Raw genomic sequence first — 25,402 nt, 5'->3', positions numbered from 1 at the left:
TTCCCGCGATGGCCCTCGGCGGGGTCAGCGTCCGCGATAGACGGGGCTGCGGTGTTCGAGGAAGCTCGTGACGCCCTCCTGTGCGTCCTCCGTCGTCATGTTGATCTCCTGGGCGGCGGCCTCCGCCGCGAACGCCGCCGTACGGTCGCTGTCCAGCGAGGTGTTGACCAGGTGCTTGGTGAGGGCGAGCGCCCGCGTGGGGCCGGTTGCCAGGCGCTCGGCCCACGACCTGGCCGTCGCCGCCAGCCCCGCTCCGGCCACGACGCGGTTGACCAGCCCCATCCGCTCCGCCTCGGCGGCGGTGAGGGCGTCCCCGAAGAACATCAGCTCCTTCGCCCGCTGCGGCCCCACCAGCCGCGGCAGGAGATACGCGCCGCCGCCGTCAGGTACCAGGCCGCGGCGGGCGAACACCTCGACGAACGTGGCGGATTCGGCCGCCAGGACGAGGTCGCAGGCCAGCGCGAGGTGGGCGCCCAGGCCGGCGGCGGTGCCGTTCACGGCGGCGATCACGGGTTTCTCGCAGTCCAGTACGGCGGCGATCAGCCGTTGCGCGCCCCGGCGGATCGTACGAGCCACGTCGCCGGGCAGCCGGCCCGAGGCGACGGAGGCGGCCGATACGCCCGGGACGGCCGGGTCCATTGCGCTCGAAGGGGTGGCGCGCAGGTCGGCCCCGGCGCAGAACGCGGCGCCCGTGGCGGTGATGACGACGGCTCTGACGCCCGGGTCGGCGGAGGCTCGGAGCAACTCGGAAATCAGGCATTCCCGCTGCTCAGGGGCGATGGCATTCATGACTTCGGGCCGGTTGAGGGTCATCCACGAGACCCCGTTGTCAGTGGTGTGGAGTATCACTGAGTCATCGGGACCGCTGTGCTCGAGCGGGTTGTCCCGCGGTTTGTCACGGGGGGAGAGGGACATGGGGGTTCTCCTGCTTCTACGCGCTGCCGCGCGCTGTTCAGTGGCAGAAGGCGAGCGCGTCCAGGGCCACGGCGCCCTGCCCGCGCTCCAGCACCACCAGAGGGTTGATGTCGAGCTCGGCAAGTGCCCCGCCCAGCTCCAGGGACATGCGCTGGACGCGCAGGACGGTCTCCACGAGCGCGTCCACGTCGGCCGGGGGCGCCCCCCGGACGCCGTCGAGCAGGGCGCGCCCGCGCAGTTCTCCGAGCATCGCGCGGGCGTGGTGCTCCCCGAAAGGCGGCACGGCGACGGCCGTGTCGTGCAGGACCTCCACCAGCGCCCCGCCCAGGCCTACGGTCACGGTCGGGCCGAACAGGCTGTCGGGCGAGATGCCGACGACCATCTCCACCCCGCGCCCCACGAGCTGGCAGACGAGGATGCCGTCCAGCGGCAGCCCCTCGTAGCGGGCGATGTCGGTGAGCTCGCGGTAGGCGTCGCGGACCTGGCTGGCCGAGGTCAGGCCGACCTTGATCAGGCCCAGTTCGGTCTTGTGGGCGAGCTGCGGGCCCGACGCCTTCATCACCACGGGATAGCCCACCAGACCGGCGGCCCGGACGGCGGCGGCCGCGCTGGTCACCAGTTGCTCGCGCGGCACGCGTATGCCGTACGCGCGCAGCAGTTGCTTGGCCGCGTGCTCGCTGAGCTGCTCGCCCGGGCGCATGAGCTCCTGTGCTTTGCGGGCCGAGGGGGACGGGGTGCGCGGCGCGGTGTCGAAGGGGGAGCGGTAGGCGTCGGTGAAGCGGTGGTGGGCGAGGTAGGCGCGTACGGCGGTGATGCAGTTGGAGAAGGTGCGGAAGGTGGCCACGCGCGAGGAGCCGAGCAAGGTGGTGCGATAGGCGTCCTCGGTGCCGACCGGGGAGCCCCAGACGACGCAGACCAGCTTGTCCGTCCGCTCCGCCGCCGCGACGAGGTCCCCGACGAGCCGGTCGCTCATGGGCGGGAAGGGTCCGGGTACGGGGCAGATGAGGACGCCTACGGAGGGGTCGTCCAGCAGTGCGTCGATGATCTTGCGCCCGCGCTCGTCGCCGACGGGGTGGCCGCCGCAGTCGACGGGGTTGGCCACGCTCAGGTACTCCGGTATCCACTGGTGGAGCTCGTCCTGCTTGGCTACGGAAAGGGCTGGGAGCGCGAGGCCGGCGGCCGTGGCCAGGTCGGCGAAGTGGGCGCCGGTGCCGCCCGATATCGAGTAAACGGCGACGCCGGGAGCCTTGGGCGGCCGGGCGCGGGCGAGCAGGGCCGCGGTGTCCTGCAGCTCGTCCAGGCTGTCGACGCGGATCACGCCGAACTGCCGCATGGCGGCGTCCACCACGTCGTCCGCGCCGGTCAGCTTGCCGGTGTGGGAGGCGGCGGTGCGGGCGCCGGCCTCGGTGCGGCCGACCTTGACGGCCACGACGGGCACCTTGTGGCGGGCGGCTCTGTCCGCGGCGAGCAGGAACGAGCGGCCGTCCTTGAGCCCTTCCACATAAGCGGCGATCGCTCCGACCTCGGGCCGGGTGGCGAAGTAGGAGATGAAGTCCGCGCACTCCAGGTCCGCTTCGTTGCCGGTCGGCGCCCAGTGGGAGAGGCGGATGCCGAGCTCCTGGAGGGCGAAGACCGGGCGGCCCTGGTGGCCTGACTGGGTGATCAGCGCGATGGCGGGGCCGTCGAGGTCCTCGCGGAAGTGCTCGAAGGCGTTGAGGTTGGTGTTCGGGCCGAGGAGGCGGACGCCCGAACGGCGGGCGGCGTCGGCGAGGACGGCCTGGGCGGCGGCGCCCGCCGGTCCGGTCTCGGCGAATCCGCCGGCGAAGGCCACGGCGAAGGCGGCCTTGGCGCCGTCGAGCTCCTCCAGTACGGGGAGCGGGTCGCCCACGAGGAGGACGGCGAGATCGACACGCTCGGGCAGGTCGCGAACGGAGGGATGGCAGGGGATGCCGAAGACGGAGGTACGGGTGGGGTGCACGGGGTGCAGGCGCGCGCCGACGCGTTCGGACCAGGCGAGGAGCTGCCGGGTGATGCCGGTGTTGGGGCGGCCTTCGGCGTCCGAGGCGCCGACGACCGCGACGGTCTCGGGGCGGAAGAGCCGGTCCAGGTCGGGGATGTCCGAGCGCAGCGGCCTGCCGCTGACGTCGACGTCCTCGGTGCCGTCGGCCCGGCCGTGGACGGCGGGGCCCGGACGCTCGCCGCAGGCCACCACGCGGGCCGGACGGGAGGTGGTGGTGAGGGTGCCGTGAGTCGATCCAAGCATCGTGTCTCGTCCACTCCTGCTCAATGGCCGACAAGCTGACGTATAGTCAGGCTACAGATCTGACGTTCTGTCAGGAATGGCGCTGCGGGCAAACAAACGGAGGGCCGGGGCAAGGCTGATTCCCGTAAAGAGGCCCGGAAATGCAAGGGGGTTGAGGCAGTGCATGCGAATCGGCCGCCTGCGCCGACCGTGCCGCGGTCCGACGTTCCGGAAGCCGACGCCTTCACCCGCCCCTACTGGGAAGCGGCGGGCCGGGGCAGGCTGCTCATACGCCGGTGCCGCGCGGCCGGCTGCGGGCGGGCGCACCACTATCCCCGGGAGTTCTGCCCGCGCTGCTGGAGCGAGGACGTCGTCTGGGAGACGGCGAGCGGCCGGGCCGTGCTCTACACCTGGTCAGTGGTCCATGTGAACGACCTGCCGCCCTTCGGCGGGCGGCTGCCCTACACGGCGGCCGTGGTGGACCTCGCCGAAGGCCCGCGGATGATGACCGAAATCGTCGGCTGCGAGGAGGGCGAGCTGCGCATCGGTATGCCGCTCACCGTGAGCTTCCGGAAGCTGGACGGGGAACTGCCGGCCGGGCTGTCACCCCTTTCCGTGCCGGTCTTCACGCCTTGCCCCGCATCCGCTCAGGGCCAGAGCAGCTCGGTCGTCCAGCCGCTCTCCGCGGACGGGCTGCGGCGGTAGTTCAGGCGTACGTGCCGGCGCCGGGCGTCGCCTTGGAAGAACTCGACCTCCTGCGCCTCCAGGACGTACAGCGTCCAGCTGCCGACCGGGGCGTCCGGCTCGCGGCGGGCCCGCTCCCAGGCCGCGTCCGAGGCCCGCTCCAGTTCCTCGTACGAGGGGAGCACCTTGCTCTGCCTGCCCACGAGCGCTGCCGCCAGCGCGCCCGTGGACCGCGCGGCCAGGTCCGCCCGGCTCTCCTCGGCGCCCGCGGCCGTCACCGTGCCCTGGACACGGACCTGGCGGCCGACTGCCGGCCAGTAGAAGCCCAGCGCCGCCTCCGGTCGCACCGCCAGCTCACGGCCCTTGCGGCTCGTGCGGTGGGTGGCGAAGTGCCAGCCGTGTTCATCGGCGTCGTGGAGGATCAGGGTCCGTACGGAGGGGCGGCCGGTCGCGTCCGCGGTGGCGAGCGTCATCGTGTGCGGCTCCGGGGAGCCCGCGGCGGCCGCCTCGGACAGCCACTGATGGAAAAGGTGCAGAGGGTCGGCCGGGGCGGTGGAGGGGTCGAAGTGCGGCAGCTCCGTGTCCCACACGGGGAGGGAGCGCAGGAGGGCGCGGAAGTCCTGCTGACGGGTGTCGCCCGAGGCGTCTGCGTTGCTCATGGGGCCATCCAACCCGGTGCGGGGGCTGCGCGCCGGGCGCGCTCAGTCGCGTGCCAGGACCAGCGTCCCCGCGGAACAGAACCAGCCGCCCGTGCCCGAGGCGACGGCGATCTTCGGGAGGTCCCCGTCCCGCCTGCGGACCTGGCGGCCCTCCTCGGCCTCGCCGCGCAGCTGCCGTACGGCCTCGACGAGGAGGAACAGGCCCCGCATCCCGGGGTGGCAGGCGGAGAGGCCGCCGCCGTCGGTGTTGACCGGCAGCTCGCCGCCGACGGTCAGCCGGCCGTCTTCCACGAAGGCGCCGCCCTCGCCCTTCGCGCAGAAGCCGAGGTCCTCCAGGGTCACCAGCGTCATATAGGTGAACGCGTCGTACAGCTCGGCCACGTCCACCTCTGCCGGGGTGATCCCCGCGCGCTCGAAGGCCGCACGGCCGGAGCGGGCGGCGGGGGAGACGGTGAAGTCCTCCCACTCCGACATCGCCGTGTGGGACACGGCCGTGCCGGCCCCCAGCACCCACACCGGCGGGCGGGCGGCGTCCGCGGCGTAGTCCTCGCCCGCGAGCAGGACGGCGCACCCGCCGTCGGACCGGATGCAGCACTGGAGCTTGGTGAACGGGTCGGCGATCAGGGGGCCGTCCAGGACGTCGTCGATGGTGATCGGGTCGCGGTACATGGCGTGCGGATTGTGCGATGCGTTGGCGCGGGTTTGAACGGCGATGTCGGCTAACTGCTGAAGGCTGGTGCCGTACTCGTGCATGTGGCGGCGTGCGGCCATGGCGTACTTGGCGATGAGCGTGTGCCCGTACGGCGCCTCGAACTGCAGCGGGCCGCGCGTGCCGGAGGCGAGGCCCGCGGTGCGGCGGCCGGCCTTGATGTCGGCCCGGGCGGTGGAGCCGTAGACCAGGAGAACGACGTTGGCGTGGCCTGCGGCGATGGCGTCGGCGGCGTGGGCCGCCATGACCTCCCAGGTCGCGCCGCCGACCGAGGTCGAGTCGGCCCATGCGGGTCGCAGCCCCAGGTGGTCGGCGATCTCCATGGGGGCCAGGGTGCCCAGCCCGGCGGAGGCCAGGCCGTCGATGGAGGCCTTGGCGAGCCCGGCGTCGGCCAGGGCGCGCCGGGCCGCCTGCGCGTGTAGGTCGTAGGGCGTGGCGGAGTCGACCCGCCCGCAGTCCGAGAGCGCGACACCGACGACGGCGACCCTGCGTGTGCGGCGGACAGCAGTCATGAACTGACGCTACATCAGATAAGGGCTGGGAAAGTCGGGTTGACGCACTTACCATGACGGCCCGTCAGATCCCGGGAGGGTGTTGCCCATGGACGCCGCATTCACCGAGGAGCAGGGCGAGATCCGGCGTACCCTGCGCGAGCTGCTGCTCAAGCGCTGCGGGCCCGAGGAGCTCCGGGCCGCCGTCCGCACCCGCACCGGCCACGACGAGGCGCTGTGGCGGCAGCTGGCCGAGCAGCTGGGGCTGCCCGGGCTGGCCGTCGAGCGGCACTACGGAGGCGTGGGCTGCGGTCCCACGGAGCTCGCCCTGGCCTGCGAAGAGACGGGCCGGGTGCTGCTGCCGTCCCCGCTGCTCGCCACGGCGGGTCTCGTCGCCCCCCTGGTCGCCGCACTGGGCACGCGCGCGCAGCGGACGGAGCTGCTGCCCCGTATCGCCTCCGGAGAGCTGACAGGGGCCCTCGCGCTGCCCTGCGCCTCGCTCACCGCCGCGCTCGGCCTCACCGGGCCCCCGGGCGGCGCGTGGGCCGGGGGCGGCAGGGCGGGCGGCATCCAGGCACGGCAGGCGGGGGAGGGGCGCGGCTGGCGGCTGTACGGGGAGGCGGCGCAGGTCCTCGACGGGCACAGTGCGGGGCTGCTGCTGGTCGCCGCGCGGGCGGGCGGGTACGTCAGCGGCCGCACGTTGCTGTTCGTGCTGCGGCCCGGTGTGGTCCGCGGGCTGCGCCGTACGCGCCTGACCGCCCTGGACGAGACGCGGCCGCAGGCCCGCGTCGAGCTGCGGGACACGGAAGCCGACCTCCTCGGCAGCGCGGACGGCGCGGTTTCGGAGGCGCTGGCCCGGCTGGGCGTGAGCGTCGCGGCGATGCTGGCCGCGGAGGCCGTCGGTGCGGCGGGCCGGGCGCTGGAGCGGACGGTCGAACACGTGCGGACACGTGAGCAGTTCGGGCGGCCGATCGGTTCCTTCCAGGCCGTCAAGCACCGCCTGGCCGACCTGTACGTGTCCGTGCAGGCAGCGCGTTCCGCCGCCTACTACGCGGCCTGGGCGGCAGGGGAGGCATCCGCCCCGGGGCAGGGCGGCTCAAGCGCGTCAGAAGGCCCCTCCGGGGCCGAGGTGGTCGAAGGAGCCGCGGCAGACGCAGGAGTCGCTCTCGCACAGGCCCTGGAGACGCTGCAATCCGTCGCCGCGGAGGCCGTGCAACTGCACGGAGGGATCGGGGTGACGTGGGAGCACGACATCCAGCTGTACTTCAAACGGGCTGCTTCCGACGGCCTGCTCTTCGGACCACCGGAGCGGCTGCGCGCCCGGGCCGCGGAGCTCGCCGGGCTGTTTGCCGGGCGGACCGACCGGGAAGCGGTGGCCTCGTGAAGGGCGCCGCGGCGGAGCGCGTGGAGCGCATGGTGCAGCGGGTCTCGTCGACCCGTACGTTCGCGAGGATCGCGCCGCACTGCGTTCCGGCCCTGGACCGTGCGGTGCACCGGCTGACGGGCGGCAGGAAGCTGCTCAGCGCCCGCCTGCTGCCCAGCCTGGTGCTCACATCGACGGGTGCCCGCACCGGGCTGCCGCGGCGCACGCCGCTCGCCTGCATGCCGGAGGGCCCGAGGTCGGCGCCTCCGGCGGCATGGGTGCTCATCGGGAGCAATTTCGGGCGTCCGGGCCACCCTGCGTGGACGGCGAACCTGAAGGCGCACCCCGAGGCGGAGATCAGCTGGAAGGGGCGTGACGTGCCGGTGCGGGCGCGGCTGCTGAGCGGCGCCGAGCGGGAGGCCGTGTGGGCGGACGTGGTGAAGTTCTGGCCGCCGTACGCGCGCTACCAGGCGCGCGTGGAACGGGAGATCCGGCTGTTCCGGCTGGAGGAGCGGTGACGGGGCGGAGGCAGCGGGCCGGAAGCGGGTGAAATCACGGCGGCGGGCCCCCTCCGGGCTCTGCCGGCGGGGGCCCGCCGCTGCGATGACAGGACCTGCAGGGATACGGGCGCGCAGACGTATGAGGTGGCGGAGTGCTCTGGAGCGTGCCGAAGCACTGCCTCGCCGGCTTCCGCGCTTGCCGGCTGCTACTTCGCCGGCTTCTTGCCCGTGATGCCCAGGTGGACCAGGAGGGCGAGGTTCGGCTTGAGCTCGGCCTGCTTGACGCCCCAGCTCTGGAAGCCCTTCTGGTGCGAGGCCACCGCGGCGAGCATGGCGACGAGCGAACCGGCGATCGCCGCGGGGTTCACGTCCTTGTCCAGCTTGCCCTTGGTCTGGAGCTCCTTGACGGAGTCCGTGAGGGAGCTGGTGACGGCGTTGAGGATCTTCATGCGGATCTTGTAGAACCGCTTGTCGCCCTCGGCCGCCCCGAGGTCGACCACCCGGAGGATGGCGTCGTGCTTGCGCCAGAACCCGAGGAAGCCGTCCACGAGCTCTTCGGCGGCCTGCCAGCCGGACTTGCCGACCCAGGACCGCCCGGCGACGAGCTCGGTCAGGCTCGCGCCCTCCTTCGCCATCTCCTCGGCGATCTCGAGGACCGCGCCCTCGACGTCCGGGAAGTACTGGTAGAAGGTCGCGGGCGAGGTGCCGGCCTTGCGGGCGACGTCGATGACCTTGACGTCGCGGTAGGGAGAGGAGCTGAGCATTTCGCTGAGGCAGTCGAGCAGCTTCTGCCGCGTCGCCTGGCCGCGCCGACCGGCCACGCGGCCGTCGACGGTGCGTACTTGTCCTGTCATGCCGTCAGCTTACCGAGGGGTGATCGGAGCGCGATTCGGCCGCATGCAAATGGGGGCAGGGGTCCGGAGTGGGGTGTAAGGCCAGCTCAGGCGGTATACGGGGGGCCGTGGAAAGATCGCCGGGGATTGGCCCGTACCGGTGAATCGTCTTATCAACAGGCTGTGGACAAGGCCTGCCGGAGACCCTTCGCACGGTTGTCCACAGGTCCGCCGGAACACCCCCTTCGCCCGCTACGGTGGCATGCGTGAACACACCCCGCGGGGCATGGCGGAAGCTCCCGGGGGCGGCGGCGGGTCGCGTACGGGAAGCGGGGTCAGGAGGCGCGGGACGAGTCGTTCCGCATGTGGTGGAGAGAAGGTGAAGCGCGACCCGGTTTCGCCACCGCGTCGTTCGCCAGGAAGAATCAGCATGCGTACCCCGGGATAATTCGCGGTGAGACGCTGCACGGGGCTGAAACCCTTCAAGCCCCGACGGGGAGGTGGCAGGTCAGTGGTGGAGCAGCTTACGCAGCACGACCCGAGACGGATCGGCCCGTTCGAGGTGCTCGGCCGACTCGGTGCCGGTGGCATGGGGCTGGTCTATCTGGCCCGCTCGGCGTCCGGCCGGCGGGTGGCGATCAAGACGGTGCGCACGGAGCTCGCCGAGGACCAGCTCTTCCGGGTCCGCTTCACCCGCGAGGTGGAGGCGGCCCGCGCGGTCAGCGGCTTCTACACCGCGGCCGTCGTCGACGCCGACCCGCGCGCCGCCGTGCCGTGGCTCGCCACCGCGTACGTGCCCGCGCCCTCCCTCGAAGAGATCGTCAACGAGTGCGGGCCCCTGCCCGCCCAGGCCGTGCGCTGGCTCGCGGCCGGCATCGCCGAGGCGCTGCAGTCCATCCACGGCGCCGGCCTCGTCCACCGCGACCTCAAGCCGTCCAACGTGCTGGTCGTCGAGGACGGCCCGCGCGTCATCGACTTCGGCATCGCCTCCGGCGTCTCCAACACCCGCCTGACGATGACCAACGTCGCCGTCGGCACGCCCGCCTACATGTCGCCCGAGCAGGCGCGGGACTCCCGCAGCGTCACCGGCTCCAGCGACATCTTCTCCCTCGGCTCCACCCTCGTCTTCGCGGCCACCGGCCACGCCCCCTTCCACGGCGCCAACCCCGTGGAGACGGTCTTCATGCTGCTCCGCGAGGGCCCCGACCTCAGCGGCCTGCCCGACGAGCTGCGGCCCCTGATCGACTCGTGCATGCAGATGGCCGCCGAGCACCGGCCCAGCCCCGCCGACCTCCAGGCCGAGCTGGCCCCGCACCTCTTCGCTTCCGGCGGGGGCGACGACAGCGGCACGGCCTCCGCCTGGCTGCCGGACAACGCCGTCTCGCTCATCGAGCAGCGCCGCGCCGGCCAGCGGCCCGCGGCGGCCGCCACCACCGGCAGGGCGGGCGGCCGCGGCCGGGCCGCCGCCCCTCCGCGCCCCGCGCAGCCGCCCACCCCCGCGCCTCCCTACGACCCGTCGGGCCCCGGTGCCCACAGCGGCCCCGCCTGGGGTGACGGGCGCGGCACCGGCCGCTCCCCGATGCCCGCCGGCCACGACCCGCGCGGCGGCCTGAGCGCCCCGCTCGAATCCCGCGCCGGAGCTGGTACGGCACCGCACGCCCCTCCGGCCCGCTATGCGGCGCCGCCCGCGCACGACGGGTCCGTCCGGCTCGCGGGCTCGCAGGTCCCCATCGGCCCGGGCCCCCGCGTCGCCGACGGCCGCGACTCCCACTCCCAGGCGGGCACCGGTCCGGCGACGGGCTGGGTGCGCCCGCCGGCCGGTGTGCCCGCCACTGCGCCCGCCCCCTCCGTGCCCGCCCAGGCGACGGGCCCCGCGGCTGACGCGGCCACCAATGCGCCCGGCGACCAGGGCCGTTGGCGGCCCTGGCGGTTCCGCATGTCCAACGACGTCTGGGGCACGCCCACCGTCGCGGGCGAGCTGCTGTACGTCACCTCGTTCGAGGTGCACGCCCTCGACGTGGCCACCGGGCGGCGCCAGTTCAAGACCCGTGACGTGGCCTGGGCCATGGCCGTCACCGACGGGCGCATCCACGCCTCCGACGGTCCCACGCTCTACGCCCTGGACGCGGCCGACGGCGCCGAGCGCTGGCGCCTCGCCACCGACGGCTGGGTCTACTCCCTGCGGGCCGAGCGCGGCACGGTCGTCACGGGCACCCGCGGCGGCGGCGTCCAGGCCTGGGAAGCCGCCAACGGCGAGCTGCTGTGGGAGATGGGCGGCGCCCAGACCGACTTCGAGACGCCGGACTGCGGGCCGCTCGTCCACGACGGCGTGGTCTACGTCTGGGCCGACGCCCGGCTGCGGGCCCTGGAGGCCCGTACCGGCGCCGAGCGCTGGTCGTATCCGGTGGGCGACACCGCCTCCTGCGGCGGCGTGCCCGTACGGCTGCTGGCCGGCCCCGACGGCGTCGTCTACGTCGCCGCGGGCACGCGTGTGCTGGCCATCGACGTGGCGCGCGGTGACGTGCGCTGGCGCTTCGAGGCGCCCGCCGTGTTCCTCAGCCCGCCGGCCTTCGCCCCCGGCCCCGCCGTCACCGGAGGCGGCGTCTACATCGCCGACTACCTGGGCACCGTCTACGCCCTGGACGCCGCCACCGGCCGCGACCGCTGGCGCATCGCCACCGAGGCCCGGCAGTCCACGGAGCCCGTGCTGGTGGCGGCCGGCTCCGTCCACCTGGGCAGCGGCGGGGCGCTCTACACGCTCGACGCGGTCACCGGCACGCCGAAGTGGCGCTTCGCGGCCGGCGGCGACGTGGTGGGCTCCCCGGTCATCGCCGACGGCCGCATCCACTTCGGCTCCGCCGACCACTGTCTCTACACGGTGGACGCGGCGGGCGGCCAGCTGCGGTGGAAGCTCGCCACGGGCGGGGAGATCACCGGCTCGCCGGTGGCGGCGGGCGGCGTGGTGTACGCGTGCAGCAAGGACCGCTGCGTGTACGCACTGGACGCGGCCAAGGGCACCGGGATGGCGTCCTCCCGCCGCTGATGGTGCGCGCTGCGGCGCGGCGCCCGCTGCTGCCGGCGCCGCTCAGCGCAGCCGGTGCCCTCGCTGCCGCGAGGCGAACAGCCGTGCCTGCTCCTCCGGGGGCAGGTTGCCCAGGGTGATCAGGTGCGGCGCGAGGGAGAGGGCACGCTCCCGCGTCGCCTCCTTCGCCGCCCACAGCGCTCGCACCGTGCCCTGGACCGCCTCCGTCGGGTAGGCCGCGATGACCGTGGCGGCGCGCAGGGCCGCGGCGACGGCCTCGCCGGGCGCGGTCAGCTCGGAGACGAGGCCGATCTCGTACGCGCGCCGCGCGGAGAGCCGCTCGGCGGTGCCCATCAGGGCCAGGCGGGCGGCCTCGCCGAAGGGCATGCGCTGCGCCATGTGGATCGTCTCGTAAGCGCTGACCATGCCGTACGTCGTGTGCGGGTCGAAGAAGGCGGCGTTCTCGGCGGCCACGACGAACTCCGCCTCGCCGAGCAGGTAGAACGCCCCGCCGCACGCCATTCCGCCGACCGCCGCGACGACCGGCTTCCACAGGTCGGCCGACTTGGGGCCGATGGCGCGCAAGGGATCGTCCAGCGAGTAGGGGGAGCCCGGCTGGGGGACGGTGGAGGAGCGGTCGATGCCGGTGCAGAAGGCCTGGTCGCCGGCGCCGGTCAGCACCACGGCCCGGACGGTGTCGTCGAAGCGGAACCGGCGCCATATCGCGCTGAGTTCGGCGGCGGCCGCCAGGTCGAGGGCGTTGTGCCGCTCGGGCCGGTCGAGAGTGACGAGGGCGACGCCGTCGGCGTGCACTTCCGCCCGTACGCCGGGACCGTTGCCGCTGTTGCTACCGCTGCTGTTGCCGCTCACGGCGTCATCTCCAGCAGCCAGCGCGGCACGGTGAAGCCGCCGGGGAGCCGGGCGAACGTGACGCGCACGGGGGCGCCGATGTAGAGCTGCTCGGGGTCCACGGAGTTGATGTCCGCTTCCGGCGCCGCCACGAGGTTCCCGACGAGGCGGATGCGCGGGGCCTCGGCCAGCTCCACGACCACGACGTTGTACGGGGCCCGCGCGGCGTAGGCGGGCAGGAGCGGCGGGTGGGGCAGGACGTACGACCAGATGCGGCCGTGGCCGCTCATCCGCCGCCAGTCGCTGTCGAAGGACTGGCAGCGCGGGCAGCACGGGCGTGGCGGGAACCGCAGCTCACGGCAGAGGCCGCAGGCCTGGACGCGGAGTTCGCCGCGCGCGGCGAACTCCCAGAAGGGCGCGCCGTCGTCGTCGGGCTCGGGCAGCAGCGGCCCGTTGTCAGTGGTGCCCCTCATCATGGAGGACATGAGCTCAACTCCTCAGCAGCAGAGCCGATGTGGGGACGCCCTCGCCCGCCGTGACCAGGCAGGTCGCGGCGCCGGGCACCTGCGCTGTGGAGGTGCCGCGCAGTTGCCGGACGCCTTCGGTGATGAGGTTGAAGCCGTGCACGTAGGCCTCGCTGAGCCCGCCGCCGCCGGTGTTCAGGGGGAGCCGGCCGCCGAGTTCGAGGGCGCCGTCCTCGGTGAAGGCCGGGCCCTCGCCGCGCCCGCAGAAGCCGTAGCCCTCCAGGGAGAGCGGGATGAGGGGGGTGAAGGCGTCGTAGATCTGGGCGACGTCGATGTCGGCGGGGCCGAAGTCGGCCGCCTTCCAGAGCTGCCGGGCGGCGGTCCAGGAGGGGCCGGTGAGCGGGTCGTCGTTCCAGTAGTTGACCATGCCGTGGTGCTGGGCGGGCAGCCCCTGCGCGGCGGAGTGCACGTAGACGGGGGAGCGGCGGCAGTCGCGGGCGCGGTCGGCGGAGACGACGACGCAGGCCAGGGCGCCGTCCGTCTCCAGGCAGTTGTCGTAGAGGCAGAGGGGTTCGCTGATCCAGCGCGAGGTCATGTAGGTCTCGCGGGTGAGCGGGCGCCCGTGCATGACGGCGGCCGGGTTCCGGGCGGCGTGGTTGCGGCAGGCGCGGGCGACGTTGAAGAAGTGGTCGCGGGTGGCGCCGTACTCGTGCATGTAGCGGCGGGCGAGCATGGCGATCTCGTCGGCCGGGCGGATCAGCCCGTACGGGCGGGTCCACTGCGCGGGGGTGGGCAGCTGGGTCCGGGTGTTGCGCCAGGGGCGGGGGCCGGAGCCGCGCTTGCGGGAGCGCCAGGCGACGCCGACGGACGCCTGGCCGGTGGCGATCGCCGCGGCGAGGTGGGCGACGGTCGCGCAGGAGGCGCCGCCGCCGAATCCGGTCCGGGCGAAGAAGGTGATGTCGCCCGCACCGATGGCCTTGGCGACCTCGACCTCGTCGGTCTCCTCCATGGTGTAGGAGGCGAAGGCGTCGACCTGGGAAGGGGGGATGCCCGCGTCGTCGAGCGCGGCGAGGATCGCGCGGCAAGCCAGGGTCTTCTCCGAGGCTTCGAGCCGGCGGGCGAAGGGGGTCTGACCTATGCCGACGATCGCGGTGGCGTCCTTGAGCGCCGGTGAGCCCCTGCGGGCCGGGGGAGGTGCAGGTGTCGTGCTTCTCGTGGCCATCGTCGCCTCCGCACTGGTTCCAGCGCTGCTGACGGCACGGTTTCCCTCACCGCTGCTGCTGCCGTTGCTACCGCTGCTTCCCCTGCTGACAGCGCGGAAGGGTATCGCTAATCTGACGAATAGTCAGCATTGGGCCGGCCGGGGTGGCGGGGAGGGCACGCGATGCGCGGAGACCTGGAGTTCATGTCCATACCCCGGCTGGTCCGCACGGCCGCCGCGCGCTACGGCGACCGCGAGGCCGTGGTCGAGGGCCGGACCAGGATCGGCTACGAGCAGCTCGCCGCCCGGATCGAGCGGGCCGCCGCCGGGTGCCTCGCGGCGGGCGTCCAGGCCGGCGACCGCGTGGCCGTCTGGGCGCCGAATACGCTCGACTGGATCGTCTCCGCCCTGGGAGCAGTGACGGCCGGAGCGGTCCTCGTCCCGGTCAACACCAGGCTCAAGGGAACCGAGGCCGCCCAGGTGCTCGGGCGCACCCGGGCGAAGCTGCTCTTCGTCACCGGCACCTTCCTGGGCACGTCCTACGTCGCCGCGCTGCGGCGGGCGGCCGGCGGTGTCCGCACGGCTGACGACCGCGGCCGCCACCGCCGGCGGAGCCGTGCGGAGACGGAGGAGGAGAGGGCGACGCCCCTGCCCGGGCTGCCGCACCTGGAGCAGGTCGTCGTGCTGGCCGAGGACGCACCGGCGGGTCCGGGCTTCCGGACGTGGAAGGAGTTCGTCGCCGCGGGGGACGCGGTGCCGGCCTGGGCCGTACGGGCCCGGGCGAACGCCGTCAGCCCCGACGCACCCTCGGACATCATCTTCACCTCCGGCACCACGGGCGAGCCCAAGGGTGTGCTCGTCACCCACGCCCAGACCCTGCGCACCTTCGGTGCCTGGTGTGACCTTGCGGGACTGCGGAGAGGAGACCGCTATCTGATCGTCAACCCGTTCTCGCACACCTTCGGCTACAAGGCCGGGGTGCTCGCCTGCCTCATGCGCGGCGCGGTGATGGTGCCGCAGGCGGTCTTCGCGGTGGACACGGTGCTGGCCGGCATCGCGGCGGAGCGCATCACCGTGCTGCCCGGCCCGCCCACCCTTCACCAGGCGCTGCTCGATCACCCGGCCCGGTCGGTGTGCGCGCTCTCGTCACTGCGGCTGGTGGTGACGGGGGCGGCGGCCGTCGATCCGGGGCTGGTCGAGCGGCTGCGGGCGGAGGCCGGCATTCCCACGGTCCTGACGGCGTACGGGATGAGCGAGGCCACCGGTGTCGTCACCATGTGCCGGCGCCACGACCCCGCCGAGGTCGTCGCGGGCACCGCGGGCCGGGCTCTGCCGGACACCGAGGTCAAGGTGGTCGGGGTCGGCGGGAAGGCGCTGCCACCGGGCAAGGCGGGGGAGATCCTGGTGCGCGGCTATCAGGTCATGTCCGGCTACTTCGAGGATCCGCGGGCCACGGCGGAGGCGATCGATGCGGACGGCTGGCTGCACACCGGCGACATCGGCGTGCTGGACGGTGAAGGCAATCTGCGGATCACCGGCCGGGTCAAGGACATGTTCGTGTCCGGGGGCTTCAACGTGTACCCCGCGGAGGTGGAGCGGCTGCTCGCCCGGCACCCGGGCGTAGCCGAGGCCGCCGTCGTCGGCGTGCCGGACCGGCGGCTGGGCGAGGTCGGCAGGGCGTACGTGGTCCGCAGGGCCGGCGGTCCCGTTCCGTCCGCGGACGAGCTGATCGCCTGGGCGCGGCGCGAGATGGCCGCGTACAAGGTGCCGCGCGAGGTGGAGTTCGTTCCCGGGCTCCCGCGGAACGCCTCCGGCAAGGTGGTCAAGGGCGGACTGCGGCCGCCCGGCGAAACAAAGGGCCTCATGGCCGATGACGACAAAGCCCGTGGAGACGAAGCCCGTGACGAGGAGGCCCGTGACGACGAAGCTCGTGAAGGCGAAGCCCGTGAAGGTGAAGCCGATGAAGACGAATGAGGGACGTATGACGGGGCAATGAGAGGGAACAGCGGCGCGGCCGACGGCGCTGCGCGGGGCACGGAGTGAAGATGGCCCTCGGAGCCCCGAGTGCGAACGAGGTGGATGCAATGCCGCTGTCCGTCGAAGACCGTGAGAAATTCCTGGCCGGCCGGCGCGTGGCGGCGATCGCCGTCGAGGCGGGCGGGGGACGCGGACCGGTGAACGTGCCCGTCTGGTATCTCTACCGTCCGGGCGGTGAGGTCGTGCTTGTCACCGGCCGCGCCTCCCGCAAAGCGCAGCTCATTGCCGATGCCGGGCGATTCACGCTCTTGGTGGACCAGACGTCTCCGACGTACCGGTACGTCTCCGTCGAGGGCGAGCTCGTGTCGCTCGAAACGGCGACGGAGGAGCTGGCGAGGGAGATCGCTGCCCGTTATCTGCCGACGGAAGCGGCAGTGGACGCGCACGTGGAGAGAATCATGGCCGACCCGGAAGCGGTCGTGGCGATCAGGATGCGGCCGCGGCACTGGCACTCGGCCGACCTGGGTGGCGCGAGCTGACCGGCCGGGCCGGTGCCGCTGCCCGTCTAGTACGCCGCTGCGCCGGGGCCGGCCCAGATGGTGCCGTGGTCGTCACGGCCGCCCGTGCCGTGGTCGTCGCGGCCACCGGTGCCGTGGTCGTCGCCACCGATCGGCTGCGTGAGCTGCACCGACGTCGCTTTGGTCCCGTGGTCGTCGGCGGCTGCCGGGCCGGCCGTGGCCAGTGCCCCGGCACCGGCCATGGCGGCCATCGCGGCTATGACAAGGGCCTTCTTCGCGCGCCTGCTCGTACCGTTCATTTCCCACTCCTCTGATTCGGGGGGTGTTGCGGTGATGGTGCACGTGCCGGTGAACGTAGCGGGTGAGGACGGCTGCGTCCGCCGTTCGGACCGAAGTGTGTGACGGAACTCCGCTCCATTTGCTTGCAGTTCTGCGCGCCTGGGCGCAAGACCGCAGGGGTCGGCGTCGACGGCTTCCCCTCCGTGCTGCCGACGCCGGCCCCTGACAGTCCCCCGTTGGACCTTCCCTTTTTCAGTTGTTGTGCGATCCCCCGTGGTTCCCCCGTACGTGTCCCCCGTACGTTCCCCCGTGCTGTGGCGCCTTTCTCCCCGTCCGACGCCCCCCGTTCCGCTCATTTCTGCGTCGGACGACCCCCGTTGGAAATCCCCCGTTGGATCTCCCCCGTCGTGCGTTCCCCCGTTGTTCCCCCGTACGGTTCCCCCGTCGTACGTCGTGCTCGGGTGCGTTCCCTGCGGATCTTCCTCCCCCGGAACGTTCCCGTGTCGTGCTCTCCCCCTAAGCCCCCGGCCGGGGAATTCCTGCCCGCCGATGTTTCCGGCCAGAAATCCCCCGCCCCGGGAGCCCGATCAGATCAGCCCGGATGTGGGCTTGTCCCCCGTGGGGTGGTCGTCCATGACGACCAGTTCATCGCCCGGAAGAGGTTTCTTCTTCAGGACCTTGCTCTCTTTGAGGATGACGGGCTCACCGATGGTGGCGTGGTCGTCCGGCGGCGGGGCGAACTGCTGCCCCGCGGTGAACGTTCCCCCGGTGGGATGGTCGTCCTGCGGTGTGGCCACGCCTGGCGTGAGCTTGCGCTCGTCGCTCATAGCGATCAACTCCGATGGGTCGGTGCGAGTCGTTTGGCGTGAGGGGTTGGTGCTGGGATGCAGAACCCGCCCGGCGACTCCCCCGATGGCCGCCGGACGGGGACTGGGGCTGATCACCCCTGAGGTGAGGCCTCACCTACGACCCGTCTGCCCCCCGACGCGACGGATCGACAGCACTCAGACTGCCCTGTTGCGATAAACGATCGATGAACGGGCACGTGACAGCGTTTTCCCGGGCCTCTACGGCTCCGGCGGCGACTCCGGAACGACACCCCGATGGGTATCCGGAAGGGCATCCGAAAGGACGCGCCCTGTGTCGCACAGCACTGCGAAATGCGGGATTCCGCTTCGTGTCCTGCCGCCCGCTACCTGTCCGCTACCCCGGAGCGCGGAGTTCCACCCACGGGCCGCCGGGTCTACGCCGCCTGCACCACCGACAGCAGACTCCGCACCTCTTCCGCCTCAGGAGAGCCCAGCTGCTCGTAGACGGCCAGTGCCTCCGTCCAGCACGCGCGCGCCCGGCCCGGCTGCCCCAGCGCGTCCAGTGAGCGCCCGAGGACGGTCAGGACGTTGCTGCGCCGCCACTCCCCGCCGATGCCGCGGAGCTTCAGCGCCTGCTCGGCGTGGTGGGCGGCGGCCGTCGGCCGCCCGGCCAGGAGGTGGACCTCGGCCATCCGGTAGTGGGTCATGCCCTCCCACAGCCGCTGCCGGTTGTCGGTGAAGATCGGCATGGCCTCGTTCAGCTGCCGCAGCGCGTCCTCGTACCGCCGTGCCCGGGTGAGCGCCAGCCCGTACGTGTAGAGGCCGTTCGCGATCCGCCAGCTGACGTTGATCTCCCGGAAGATGCCGATGGCCTGCTCGGCGAGCTCGACGGCCGAGGCGGAGCGCCCGGTGTCGAGGTGGACCCGCGCCAGGTTGCTGAGCGCGGTCGCCTCGCACGGGCGGTTGCCGTCCTCACGGAAGCACTCCAGAGCCTGGCCGATGTACGCCTCGGCGTCCTCGTAGCGGTGCTGGTAGATGGCGACGATGCCGCGGTTGTTGGAGGCGTACCCGCACGGGATGGGGTCCTCCGTGGCGCGGCCGAGGAGGACGGCGTGCAGGGCGTGCTCGTCGGCCTGGGCGAAGCGGCCCGCGAGGCTGTTCACGTGCGTGAGGACGGTCCGGGCGCGGCCCTCGGCCCGGGCGTCCCCGGCCTCCTGCGCGGCGGCCAGGAGGGCCGTGGCGGCCTGCTCGTAGAGCCTGAAGTCGGCGCCGGACTCCGCGAGGTCCTTGGCGGCCAGCAGGAGGTCGACGGCGCGGCGCAGGGTGCCGCCGGTGGCGGACGCGTGCCGGCGGACGCAGGCCAGCAGGCAGCCGGCCTCGGCGAAGAGCCAGTCGCCGGCCGCGGCCCGGTCGGTGAACACGAGCCCGGGGTGGGTGGTCGGCGTCAGGTGGGCGAGGAGCTGGTCGCCGGGCCGTTCCAGGACGTACACGCCGGCGGCCGTCGCCAGGTAGAAGTCCAGGAGCCGCGAGAGGGCGGCCTCGCGCTCCGCGGGCGGCTCTTCGTCCCGCTCCGCGCATGCACGCGCGTAGAGGCGTACGAGGTCGTGGTAGCGGTACCGGCCGGGTGCGGCGGACTCCAGCAGGGACGTGTCGACGAGGGACTCCAGCAGCTCCTCGGTGGCGTCCGCGTCCAGGTCCAGGACGGCCGCGGCGGCTGCCAGCGAGATGTCCGGGCCGTCCGCCAGGCCCAGCAGCCGGAAGGCGCGGGCCTGGCCCGGCTCCAGCTGTCCGTAGCCCAGCTCGAAGGTGGCCGTGACGGCGAGGTCGCCGGCGCGCAGTTCGTCGAGGCGGCGCCGCTCGTCGCCGAGCTTGCGGGCCAGCACCGACACCGTCCACGTGCGGCGGGCGGCGAGGCGGGAGGCGGCGATGCGGATGGCGAGCGGCAGGAAGCCGCACGCCGCGACGACGTCCATCGCCGCGTCCCGCTCGGCCTCCACGCGCTCGGTGCCGACGATGCGGGTGAACAGCACCAGCGCCTCGTCCGGGCTCATCACGTCCAGGTCGACGAGGTGGGCCCCGGCGAGGCCCACCATGCGGGCCCGGCTCGTGACGAGGGCCGCGCAGCCCTCCGTGCCGGGCAGCAGCGGGCGGACCTGGGCGGCGTCCCGGGCGTTGTCCAGCAGGGCGAGGACGCGGCGGCCGTCGAGGGTGGAGCGGAAGAGCGCGGACCGCTCCTGCACCCCCTCCGGAATAGCGGAATCCGGAATTCCGAGCGCCCGCAGGAACGATCCGAGCACTGCTTCCGGCTCGGCGGGCAGCGGGCCGGTGCCTTGCAGGTCCACGTACAGCTGACCGTCCGGGAAGTGGTGCCGCGCGGCGTGCGCGACGTGCACCGCCAGCGTCGTCTTGCCGACACCGCCGATGCCGGCGACCGCCGACACGGCCATCACGCGGCCGTCGCACGTCGCGAGCTGGTCGCCCAGCTCGTCCACGAAGGCGGCGCGCCCGGTGAAGTCGGAGACCGTCGCGGGCAGCTGAGCAGGGCGGATGAAGGCGGGCCCGGCGTACGGCCGGTCGTCCGGGACGAAGGGCAGGGCGAGGTCGGCGTCGGCGTTGAGGATGCGCTGCTGGAGCTCGGAGAGCTCGGGGCACGGGTCGACGCCCAGCTCGTCGGCGAGCAGGCGGCGCGTGTCGGCGTAGACGGCGAGGGCCTCGGCCTGCCGGCCGCTGCGGTAGAGGGCGAGCATCAGCAGCTCGCGCAGCCGCTCGCGCAGCGGGTGGGCGGCGGTCAGGGCCGTCAGCTCCGAGACCGCCTCGGCGTGGCTGCCCACCTCCAGGTCCAGGTCCAGCCGGGTCTCGATGAGCGACAGCCGCCACTCCTCCAGCCGCGTGCGCTGCGTCTCCGCGTACGGGCCGGGCAGACCGGCCAGCGGCTCGCCGTCCCACAGCCCGAGGACCTCGTTGATGAGGTCGCGGGCGCGGTGGCGGTCGCCGGAGGCACGCGTCTTCTCCGCCTCGGCCACGAGGTGCTCGGCCCGGTCGATGTCCAGGCAGCCGAAGCCGACCCGGACGGCATAGCCACCGGACTCGCTGACCAGGACGTCGGCGTCCCGGCCGAAGGCCTTGCGCAGCCGTGAGGCGTACGTGCGCAGCGCGGCGAGGGCGGCGTGCGGCGGTTCGTCGCCCCAGAGTGCGTCCACCAGCTCGGGCGCGGTGGCGGTCCGGCCGCCGCGCAGCAGCAGGGCGGCGAGGAGCGCCCTCTGCTGCGGCGATCCGGTGTTCAGCAGTTCCCTGCCGCGGCGGGCCCGGACGGGCCCGAGCACGGTGAATCGGAGCTGCTGCCCGTGCCCTGTATCGCCGGCCATGGTGACCCCCTGCTTGTCCCGCTCGGTCGCACGGCCAGTCTGCCTTGTCCGGGGGCTCTGCGTCAGCAGGGGTCCGGCCTCTCCACAAGGCCCGCCAGAGACCGCCTCACCCCTGTCCCCACCGGGTACTGACGAGCCGTCAGATCGTCGCTAACGTGTCAGCCATGGAGAGCATCCCCCGCATCATCTCGGTGGACGATCACACGGTCGAGCCTCCTCACGTCTGGTCGGACCGGCTACCGGCGAAGTTCCGCGACGTCGGGCCGCGGATCGTGCGCGCGCCGGTGAAGGAACTGACCTTCGTCGGCGGAAGGTTCACTCCCGTCATGGGCGGCCCGGGCGACGGCGGCCCGGAGGCCGACTGGTGGATCTATGAGGATTTGCACCGTCCGCTCACGCGGCTGGATACCGCCGTCGGATACTCCAGGGACGACGTCAGACTGGAGGGCATCACGTACGAACAGATGCGGCCCGGCTCCTTCAGCGTCCCGGAACGGCTGGCCGATATGGACCGTAATCACGTCCAGTCCGCCCTGTGCTTCCCCACTTTCCCGCGCTTCTGCGGGCAGACCTTCACCGAGGCGAAGGACCGCGAACTCGCCCTCCTCGGCGTGCGCGCGTACAACGACTGGATGGTGGAGGAGTGGTGCGGCCCGCAGGCGCACGGCCGCCTCATCCCCCTCTGCATCGTCCCTCTGTGGGACGCCGTGCTGGCCGCTGCCGAGGTGCGCCGCAACGCCGCACGCGGCGTGCGCGCCGTCTGCTTCTCCGAGATCCCCCCGCACCTCGGCCTGCCCTCCGTCCACACCGACGCCTGGGACCCCTTCCTGCGGGCCTGCGCCGAGACCCGCACCGTCATCGCCATGCACATCGGCTCCTCCTCGCGCATGCCGTCCACCTCGGCCGACGCGCCGCCCGCCGTCGGCTCCGTCATCACCTTCGCCAACTGCTGCTTCTCACTCGTCGACTGGCTGATGTCCGGCGCCTTCGAGCGCTTCCCGGAGCTGCACATCATGTACGCCGAGGGGCAGATCGGCTGGATCCCCTACGTCCTGGAACGCGCGGACGTCGCCTGGGAGCAGAACCGCGCCTGGGGCGGCGTCGCGGACAAGGTCCTGCGGCCGCCGTCCGAGCTGTTCGCCGAGCACGTCCACGGCTGCTTCTTCGACGACGCCTTCGGGCTGCGCAGCCTCGACGCGATCGGCGCCGGCAACGTCCTCTACGAGACCGACTACCCGCACTCCGACTCCACCTGGCCGCGCTCCAAGGAGGTCGCCGAGCAGCAGATGGGGCACCTGCCGCCGGACGTGGTCGAGCGCATCGTCCGCGGTAACGCGATCGAGCTGCTCGGGCTCACGGACGACGGGCTGTGGGCGCATGCCGCCGGATGAACCATGGGCGGTTCCGAGGGAGGGCCTGCGCGTCCTCCCCGCCGGCCGCCTCTCCTACGGCATGCAGCTCCCCATCACCTCCCTCAGCACCCTCTACGCCGAGCCCTGGGAGGTCGAGGCGGGCCCCGCCGGGCTGCGGCGGGTCGCCCGCGCGGCCGACCGGCTCGGCTTCGCCTACGTCGCCACGTGCGACCACGTCGCCGTCCCTGCCCGGCTGGCCGCCGCCATGGGCACCGTCTGGTACGACCCGGTGGCCACCCTCGCCCACCTCGCCGCAGTCACCGAGCGCGTCCTGCTGCTCAGCCACGTCGCCGTGGCGGCGCTGCGGCACCCGCTCGCGCTCGCCAAGCAGTACGCGACCGTCGACCGGCTCGCGGAGGGGCGGCTCGTCCTCGGGGTCGGGGCCGGGCACGTCCGGGAGGAGTTCGAGGCGCTGGGCGTCGACTTCGGGCGGCGCGGCGCGATCCTGGACGAGACGATCGACGCGCTCAAGGAGGCGCTCGGGCCCTCCGAGTACCCGCAGTACAGCGGACGCCGCTTCTCCTTCCGCGGGCTCGGCCAGGCGCCCCGGCCGGTCCGTACGCCGCGCCCGCCCCTGTGGGTCGGCGGCTCCTCGCCGCCGGCGCTGCGCCGGGCGGCGCTCCGGGGCGACGGCTGGCTGTCCCAGGGCGACCGCCGCGACGAGCTGCCGCAGCGCGTCGCCGAGCTGCGGCGGCTGCGCGAGGAGGCCGGCAGGGACGGGCCCTTCGCGGTCGGGGCGATCTCCGAGCCGCTGTACGTCGGGAGCCCGGCCTGGGACACCGGGGGCCGGACCCTGACCGGTGCACCGGAGGCGCTCGCCGAGTCCCTGCGGGCCTACCGGGCGATGGGCGCGGATCAGATCCAGGTGCGGTTCCGCTCGCGTGACGCGTCCGAACTCCTCGATCAGATGGAAGCGTTCGCGGAGTTCGTGGCTCCGCTTCTCGCCGGATAGGGCGGCGGGCCGAGGCCCCTTCGGCGTACGGAGTGGAGTGAGCGGCCTAGGGCGTGCGGTGAGCCGTACGGAGTGGAGTGAGCGATTTACGGCGTGCGGTGAACGGCGGGCAGCAGACGACAGAAGGGAACCTCATGGGCAAGCTCGACGGCCGGGTCGTGCTCGTCACGGGCGCGGCGCGCGGACAGGGCGAGCAGGAGGCGCGGCTGTTCGCCGCGGAGGGCGCGAAGGTCGTCCTGGCGGACGTCCTGGACGAGCAGGGCGGCGCCGTGGCGAAGGAGCTGGGGCCCGAGGCCGCGGTGTACGTCCATCTCGACGTCGGTGAGGAGGCCGACTGGGCGGCGGCCGTGGCGGTCGCCAAGGAGGCCTTCGGCTCGCTCGACGGCCTCGTCAACAACGCCGGCATCCTGCGCCGGACGCGGCTGGTGGACACGTCCCCGCAGGAGTTCGCGGAGGTGTGCCGGGTCAACCAGCTGGGCACGTTCCTCGGCATGCGCGCTGCCGCCCCGGAGCTGGCCGCGGCGGGCGGCGGCACCATCGTCAACATCTCCTCGTACGCCGCTCTCGCGGGCATGGACTCCCTCACCTCCTACGCGGCGTCGAAGGGGGCCGTCCTCGCCATGACGCGGGTGGCCGCCCTGGAGCTGGCGGGGCAGGGCGTACGGGTCAACGCCGTCTGCCCGGGCGCGGTCGACACCCCGATGATCGACCAGGAGCGGGCCGCCCTGCTCTGCCGCACGCTGGTGCCCCTGCGCCGGACCGGGAGCGCGGAGGAGGTGGCGCGGATGGCGCTGTACCTGACGGCGGAGGACTCCTCGTACGTGACGGGGCAGCATTTCGTGGTGGACGGGGGGTGGCTGGCGGGGGTCCCGGTGCTCGGCTGAGGTCCGGAGTCCGGCTGCGCGGGCCTCATGGTCCGCCGTCGTCTTGACGTTGCCGGAGGCCGGTGCCAGAGTCTCAGCAGCCAGCGATCTGACGGTGCGTCAGAATTCGGAAACCTGAACGGACGGACGGTGAACCGCCGTGGAATTCGGGATCTTCGTGCAGGGATACGTTCCGGCGAGCCGGCGGCGGGACGATCCCCGGGCCGAGCACCACGCGCTGATGGAGGAGACCGAGTACGTCATCCAGGCCGACAAGTCGGGCTTCAAGTACGCCTGGGCCTCCGAGCACCACTTCCTGGACGAGTACTCGCACCTCTCCGCCAACGACGTCTTCCTCGGCTACCTCGCGCACGCGACCGACCGCATCCACCTCGGCTCCGGCATCTTCAACCCGCTGCCGCAGGTCAACCACCCGGTCAAGGTCGCCGAGAAGGCCGCCATGCTCGACCACCTCTCCCGCGGCCGCTTCGAGTTCGGCACCGGGCGGGGCGCGGGCAGCCACGAGATCCTCGGGTTCCTGCCGGGCATCACCGACATGGACCGCACCAAGGAGATCTGGGAGGAGACGATCGCCGAGTTCCCCCGGATGTGGCTCCAGGAGGAGTACCCCGGCTTCGAGGGGAAACACTGGTCCCTGCCGCCGCGCAAGGTGCTCCCCAAGCCGTACGGGCCCGCGCACCCGCCCATGTGGTACGCGGCCGGGTCGCCCTCCTCGTACGCGATGGCCGCGCGCAAGGGGCTCGGCGTCCTGGGCTTCAGCGTGCAGAAGGTCGCCGACATGGAGTGGGTCGTCGACTCGTACAAGACGGCGATCGCGGGCGCCGAGCCCGTGGGCGCGTACGTCAACGACAACGTCATGGTCACCTCCACCGCCATCTGCGCGGAGACGCACGAGAAGGCGGTGGAGATCGCGGCCGCGGGCGGGCTGCACTACCTCCAGTCGCTGCTCTTCCGCTACCACGACACCTTCCCCCGCCCCGAGGGCATACCGCGCTGGCCGGAACTCCTGCCCGAGTACACCGAGGAGGTCATCGAGCTCCTCATCGCCGAAGAGCTGATGATCTGCGGCGACCCGGACGAGGTGTTCCGGCAGTGCAAGCGGTGGGAGCAGGCGGGCGCGGACCAGTTGTCGTTCGGGCTGCCGGTCGGCGTGCCGTACGAGGACACGATGCGGACGATCCGGCTGATCGGGGAGCACGTCATCCCGAAGATCGACACGGATCCGGTGCACCGTACGACGCGCATGCGGCGGGCGGGCTGAGGGCGGACCGAGG

The 25,402-nt window shown here is 73.0% G+C and carries 21 protein-coding genes; 10 read left to right on the top strand and 11 right to left on the bottom strand.

Annotated features, from left to right (window positions below; translation table 11 throughout):
- Window positions 1-24: 24 nt before the first annotated feature.
- Both PS271_RS11395 and PS271_RS11390 read right to left on the bottom strand, forming a co-directional pair.
- A complete protein-coding gene (locus PS271_RS11395) occupies window positions 25-915 on the bottom strand; it encodes an enoyl-CoA hydratase/isomerase family protein (RefSeq protein WP_398381846.1) in 891 nt (296 codons plus the stop codon).
- A gap of 37 nt (window positions 916-952) precedes the next feature.
- Window positions 953-3,178, bottom strand: a complete 2,226-nt coding sequence (locus PS271_RS11390) for an acetate--CoA ligase family protein (RefSeq protein WP_398381845.1) — start codon at window positions 3,176-3,178, stop codon at window positions 953-955.
- 189 nt (window positions 3,179-3,367) lie between these two features.
- On the opposite strand from PS271_RS11390, the gene PS271_RS11385 reads away from it, so the two are divergent.
- Window positions 3,368-3,862, top strand: coding sequence for a Zn-ribbon domain-containing OB-fold protein (locus tag PS271_RS11385; RefSeq protein ID WP_398381844.1), 495 nt, complete (start codon window positions 3,368-3,370; stop codon window positions 3,860-3,862).
- Here the strand turns inward: PS271_RS11385 and PS271_RS11380 are convergent.
- Both PS271_RS11380 and PS271_RS11375 read right to left on the bottom strand, forming a co-directional pair.
- Window positions 3,805-4,500, bottom strand: a complete 696-nt coding sequence (locus PS271_RS11380; RefSeq protein ID WP_398381843.1) for a pyridoxine/pyridoxamine 5'-phosphate oxidase — start codon at window positions 4,498-4,500, stop codon at window positions 3,805-3,807. The genes PS271_RS11385 and PS271_RS11380 overlap by 58 nt on opposite strands.
- A gap of 42 nt (window positions 4,501-4,542) precedes the next feature.
- Entirely contained in the window at window positions 4,543-5,721 is a 1,179-nt protein-coding gene (locus PS271_RS11375; protein ID WP_398381842.1) for a thiolase C-terminal domain-containing protein, read from the bottom strand.
- Between the two features lie 88 nt (window positions 5,722-5,809).
- Between PS271_RS11375 and PS271_RS11370 the strand changes: the two genes are divergently transcribed.
- Together PS271_RS11370 and PS271_RS11365 are read left to right on the top strand one after the other, a co-directional pair.
- A complete protein-coding gene (locus tag PS271_RS11370) occupies window positions 5,810-7,084 on the top strand; it encodes an acyl-CoA dehydrogenase family protein (protein WP_398381841.1) in 1,275 nt (424 codons plus the stop codon).
- Between the two features lie 29 nt (window positions 7,085-7,113).
- Window positions 7,114-7,581, top strand: coding sequence for a nitroreductase family deazaflavin-dependent oxidoreductase (locus tag PS271_RS11365; RefSeq protein ID WP_398386808.1), 468 nt, complete (start codon window positions 7,114-7,116; stop codon window positions 7,579-7,581).
- A gap of 188 nt (window positions 7,582-7,769) precedes the next feature.
- On the opposite strand, the gene PS271_RS11360 is transcribed toward PS271_RS11365, so the two are convergent.
- Window positions 7,770-8,417, bottom strand: a complete 648-nt coding sequence (locus PS271_RS11360; RefSeq protein ID WP_398381840.1) for a TetR family transcriptional regulator — start codon at window positions 8,415-8,417, stop codon at window positions 7,770-7,772.
- A gap of 490 nt (window positions 8,418-8,907) precedes the next feature.
- Here PS271_RS11360 and afsK point away from each other — a divergent pair, with 490 nt between their 5' ends.
- Window positions 8,908-11,439 carry a protein serine/threonine kinase AfsK gene (gene afsK / locus PS271_RS11355; RefSeq protein WP_398381839.1) on the top strand — a complete coding sequence of 844 codons (2,532 nt, stop codon included), beginning with the start codon at window positions 8,908-8,910 and terminating at the stop codon, window positions 11,437-11,439.
- A 42-nt stretch (window positions 11,440-11,481) separates the two neighbouring features.
- Here afsK and PS271_RS11350 read toward each other — a convergent pair whose 3' ends face one another.
- The 3 genes from PS271_RS11350 to PS271_RS11340 are packed head-to-tail and all read right to left on the bottom strand — an operon-like array spanning window position 11,482 to window position 13,953.
- Entirely contained in the window at window positions 11,482-12,288 is an 807-nt protein-coding gene (locus PS271_RS11350) for an enoyl-CoA hydratase-related protein (protein WP_398381838.1), read from the bottom strand.
- The gene (locus PS271_RS11345; protein WP_398381837.1) at window positions 12,285-12,752 is read right to left on the bottom strand and encodes a Zn-ribbon domain-containing OB-fold protein; all 468 of its coding nucleotides are present in this window, start codon (window positions 12,750-12,752) and stop codon (window positions 12,285-12,287) included. The genes PS271_RS11350 and PS271_RS11345 overlap by 4 nt, the downstream gene beginning before the upstream one ends.
- Window positions 12,753-12,756: 4 nt before the next feature.
- Window positions 12,757-13,953 carry a lipid-transfer protein gene (locus tag PS271_RS11340; protein ID WP_398381836.1) on the bottom strand — a complete coding sequence of 399 codons (1,197 nt, stop codon included), beginning with the start codon at window positions 13,951-13,953 and terminating at the stop codon, window positions 12,757-12,759.
- 162 nt (window positions 13,954-14,115) lie between these two features.
- Between PS271_RS11340 and PS271_RS11335 the strand changes: the two genes are divergently transcribed.
- Entirely contained in the window at window positions 14,116-15,906 is a 1,791-nt protein-coding gene (locus tag PS271_RS11335) for a FadD3 family acyl-CoA ligase (protein ID WP_398381835.1), read from the top strand.
- 110 nt (window positions 15,907-16,016) lie between these two features.
- Window positions 16,017-16,448, top strand: a complete 432-nt coding sequence (locus PS271_RS11330; protein WP_398381834.1) for a pyridoxamine 5'-phosphate oxidase family protein — start codon at window positions 16,017-16,019, stop codon at window positions 16,446-16,448.
- A 26-nt stretch (window positions 16,449-16,474) separates the two neighbouring features.
- Here PS271_RS11330 and PS271_RS11325 read toward each other — a convergent pair whose 3' ends face one another.
- The 3 genes from PS271_RS11325 to afsR all read right to left on the bottom strand — a co-directional run bounded on the left by PS271_RS11325 (window position 16,475) and on the right by afsR (window position 20,880).
- The gene (locus tag PS271_RS11325) at window positions 16,475-16,726 is read right to left on the bottom strand and encodes a hypothetical protein (RefSeq protein WP_398381833.1); all 252 of its coding nucleotides are present in this window, start codon (window positions 16,724-16,726) and stop codon (window positions 16,475-16,477) included.
- Between the two features lie 567 nt (window positions 16,727-17,293).
- Window positions 17,294-17,533: a hypothetical protein gene (locus PS271_RS11320; protein ID WP_398381832.1), complete on the bottom strand. Its 240-nt coding sequence runs from the start codon at window positions 17,531-17,533 to the stop codon at window positions 17,294-17,296.
- Window positions 17,534-17,949: 416 nt separating this feature from the next.
- Window positions 17,950-20,880 carry an SARP-family global regulator AfsR gene (afsR, locus tag PS271_RS11315; protein ID WP_398381831.1) on the bottom strand — a complete coding sequence of 977 codons (2,931 nt, stop codon included), beginning with the start codon at window positions 20,878-20,880 and terminating at the stop codon, window positions 17,950-17,952.
- 164 nt (window positions 20,881-21,044) lie between these two features.
- Between afsR and PS271_RS11310 the strand changes: the two genes are divergently transcribed.
- The 4 genes from PS271_RS11310 to PS271_RS11295 all read left to right on the top strand — a co-directional run bounded on the left by PS271_RS11310 (window position 21,045) and on the right by PS271_RS11295 (window position 25,389).
- Window positions 21,045-22,271 (top strand): amidohydrolase family protein, encoded by a 1,227-nt coding sequence (locus PS271_RS11310; RefSeq protein ID WP_398381830.1) that lies wholly within the window; start codon window positions 21,045-21,047, stop codon window positions 22,269-22,271.
- 61 nt (window positions 22,272-22,332) lie between these two features.
- Entirely contained in the window at window positions 22,333-23,244 is a 912-nt protein-coding gene (locus tag PS271_RS11305; RefSeq protein ID WP_398381829.1) for a TIGR03619 family F420-dependent LLM class oxidoreductase, read from the top strand.
- 134 nt (window positions 23,245-23,378) lie between these two features.
- Window positions 23,379-24,128: an SDR family NAD(P)-dependent oxidoreductase gene (locus tag PS271_RS11300; protein ID WP_398381828.1), complete on the top strand. Its 750-nt coding sequence runs from the start codon at window positions 23,379-23,381 to the stop codon at window positions 24,126-24,128.
- Window positions 24,129-24,267: 139 nt separating this feature from the next.
- On the top strand, window positions 24,268-25,389 hold the full coding sequence (locus PS271_RS11295) for an LLM class flavin-dependent oxidoreductase (protein ID WP_398381827.1): 1,122 nt from the start codon (window positions 24,268-24,270) through the stop codon (window positions 25,387-25,389).
- Window positions 25,390-25,402 lie beyond the last annotated feature (13 nt).

It is taken from the genome of Streptomyces sp. SCA2-17 (genome assembly GCF_044336695.1).
This window is presented reverse-complemented; position numbering and strand designations above follow the sequence as displayed.

Bases quoted from the DNA above. Each gene is read 5' to 3' on its own strand.
- PS271_RS11330 (WP_398381834.1), top strand. From the start codon at position 16,017: ATGCCGCTGTCCGTCGAAGACCGTGAGAAATTCCTGGCCGGCCGGCGC.
- PS271_RS11365 (WP_398386808.1), top strand. From the start codon at position 7,114: ATGGTGCAGCGGGTCTCGTCGACCCGTACGTTCGCGAGGATCGCGCCG.
- PS271_RS11345 (WP_398381837.1), bottom strand. From the start codon at position 12,752: ATGTCCTCCATGATGAGGGGCACCACTGACAACGGGCCGCTGCTGCCC.
- PS271_RS11360 (WP_398381840.1), bottom strand. From the start codon at position 8,417: ATGACAGGACAAGTACGCACCGTCGACGGCCGCGTGGCCGGTCGGCGC.
- PS271_RS11370 (WP_398381841.1), top strand. From the start codon at position 5,810: ATGGACGCCGCATTCACCGAGGAGCAGGGCGAGATCCGGCGTACCCTG.
- PS271_RS11325 (WP_398381833.1), bottom strand. From the start codon at position 16,726: ATGAACGGTACGAGCAGGCGCGCGAAGAAGGCCCTTGTCATAGCCGCG.
- PS271_RS11375 (WP_398381842.1), bottom strand. From the start codon at position 5,721: ATGACTGCTGTCCGCCGCACACGCAGGGTCGCCGTCGTCGGTGTCGCG.
- PS271_RS11380 (WP_398381843.1), bottom strand. From the start codon at position 4,500: ATGAGCAACGCAGACGCCTCGGGCGACACCCGTCAGCAGGACTTCCGC.
- PS271_RS11310 (WP_398381830.1), top strand. From the start codon at position 21,045: ATGGAGAGCATCCCCCGCATCATCTCGGTGGACGATCACACGGTCGAG.
- PS271_RS11320 (WP_398381832.1), bottom strand. From the start codon at position 17,533: ATGAGCGACGAGCGCAAGCTCACGCCAGGCGTGGCCACACCGCAGGAC.
- PS271_RS11335 (WP_398381835.1), top strand. From the start codon at position 14,116: ATGCGCGGAGACCTGGAGTTCATGTCCATACCCCGGCTGGTCCGCACG.
- afsR (WP_398381831.1), bottom strand. From the start codon at position 20,880: ATGGCCGGCGATACAGGGCACGGGCAGCAGCTCCGATTCACCGTGCTC.
- PS271_RS11300 (WP_398381828.1), top strand. From the start codon at position 23,379: ATGGGCAAGCTCGACGGCCGGGTCGTGCTCGTCACGGGCGCGGCGCGC.
- PS271_RS11305 (WP_398381829.1), top strand. From the start codon at position 22,333: ATGCAGCTCCCCATCACCTCCCTCAGCACCCTCTACGCCGAGCCCTGG.
- PS271_RS11340 (WP_398381836.1), bottom strand. From the start codon at position 13,953: ATGGCCACGAGAAGCACGACACCTGCACCTCCCCCGGCCCGCAGGGGC.
- PS271_RS11390 (WP_398381845.1), bottom strand. From the start codon at position 3,178: ATGCTTGGATCGACTCACGGCACCCTCACCACCACCTCCCGTCCGGCC.
- PS271_RS11395 (WP_398381846.1), bottom strand. From the start codon at position 915: ATGTCCCTCTCCCCCCGTGACAAACCGCGGGACAACCCGCTCGAGCAC.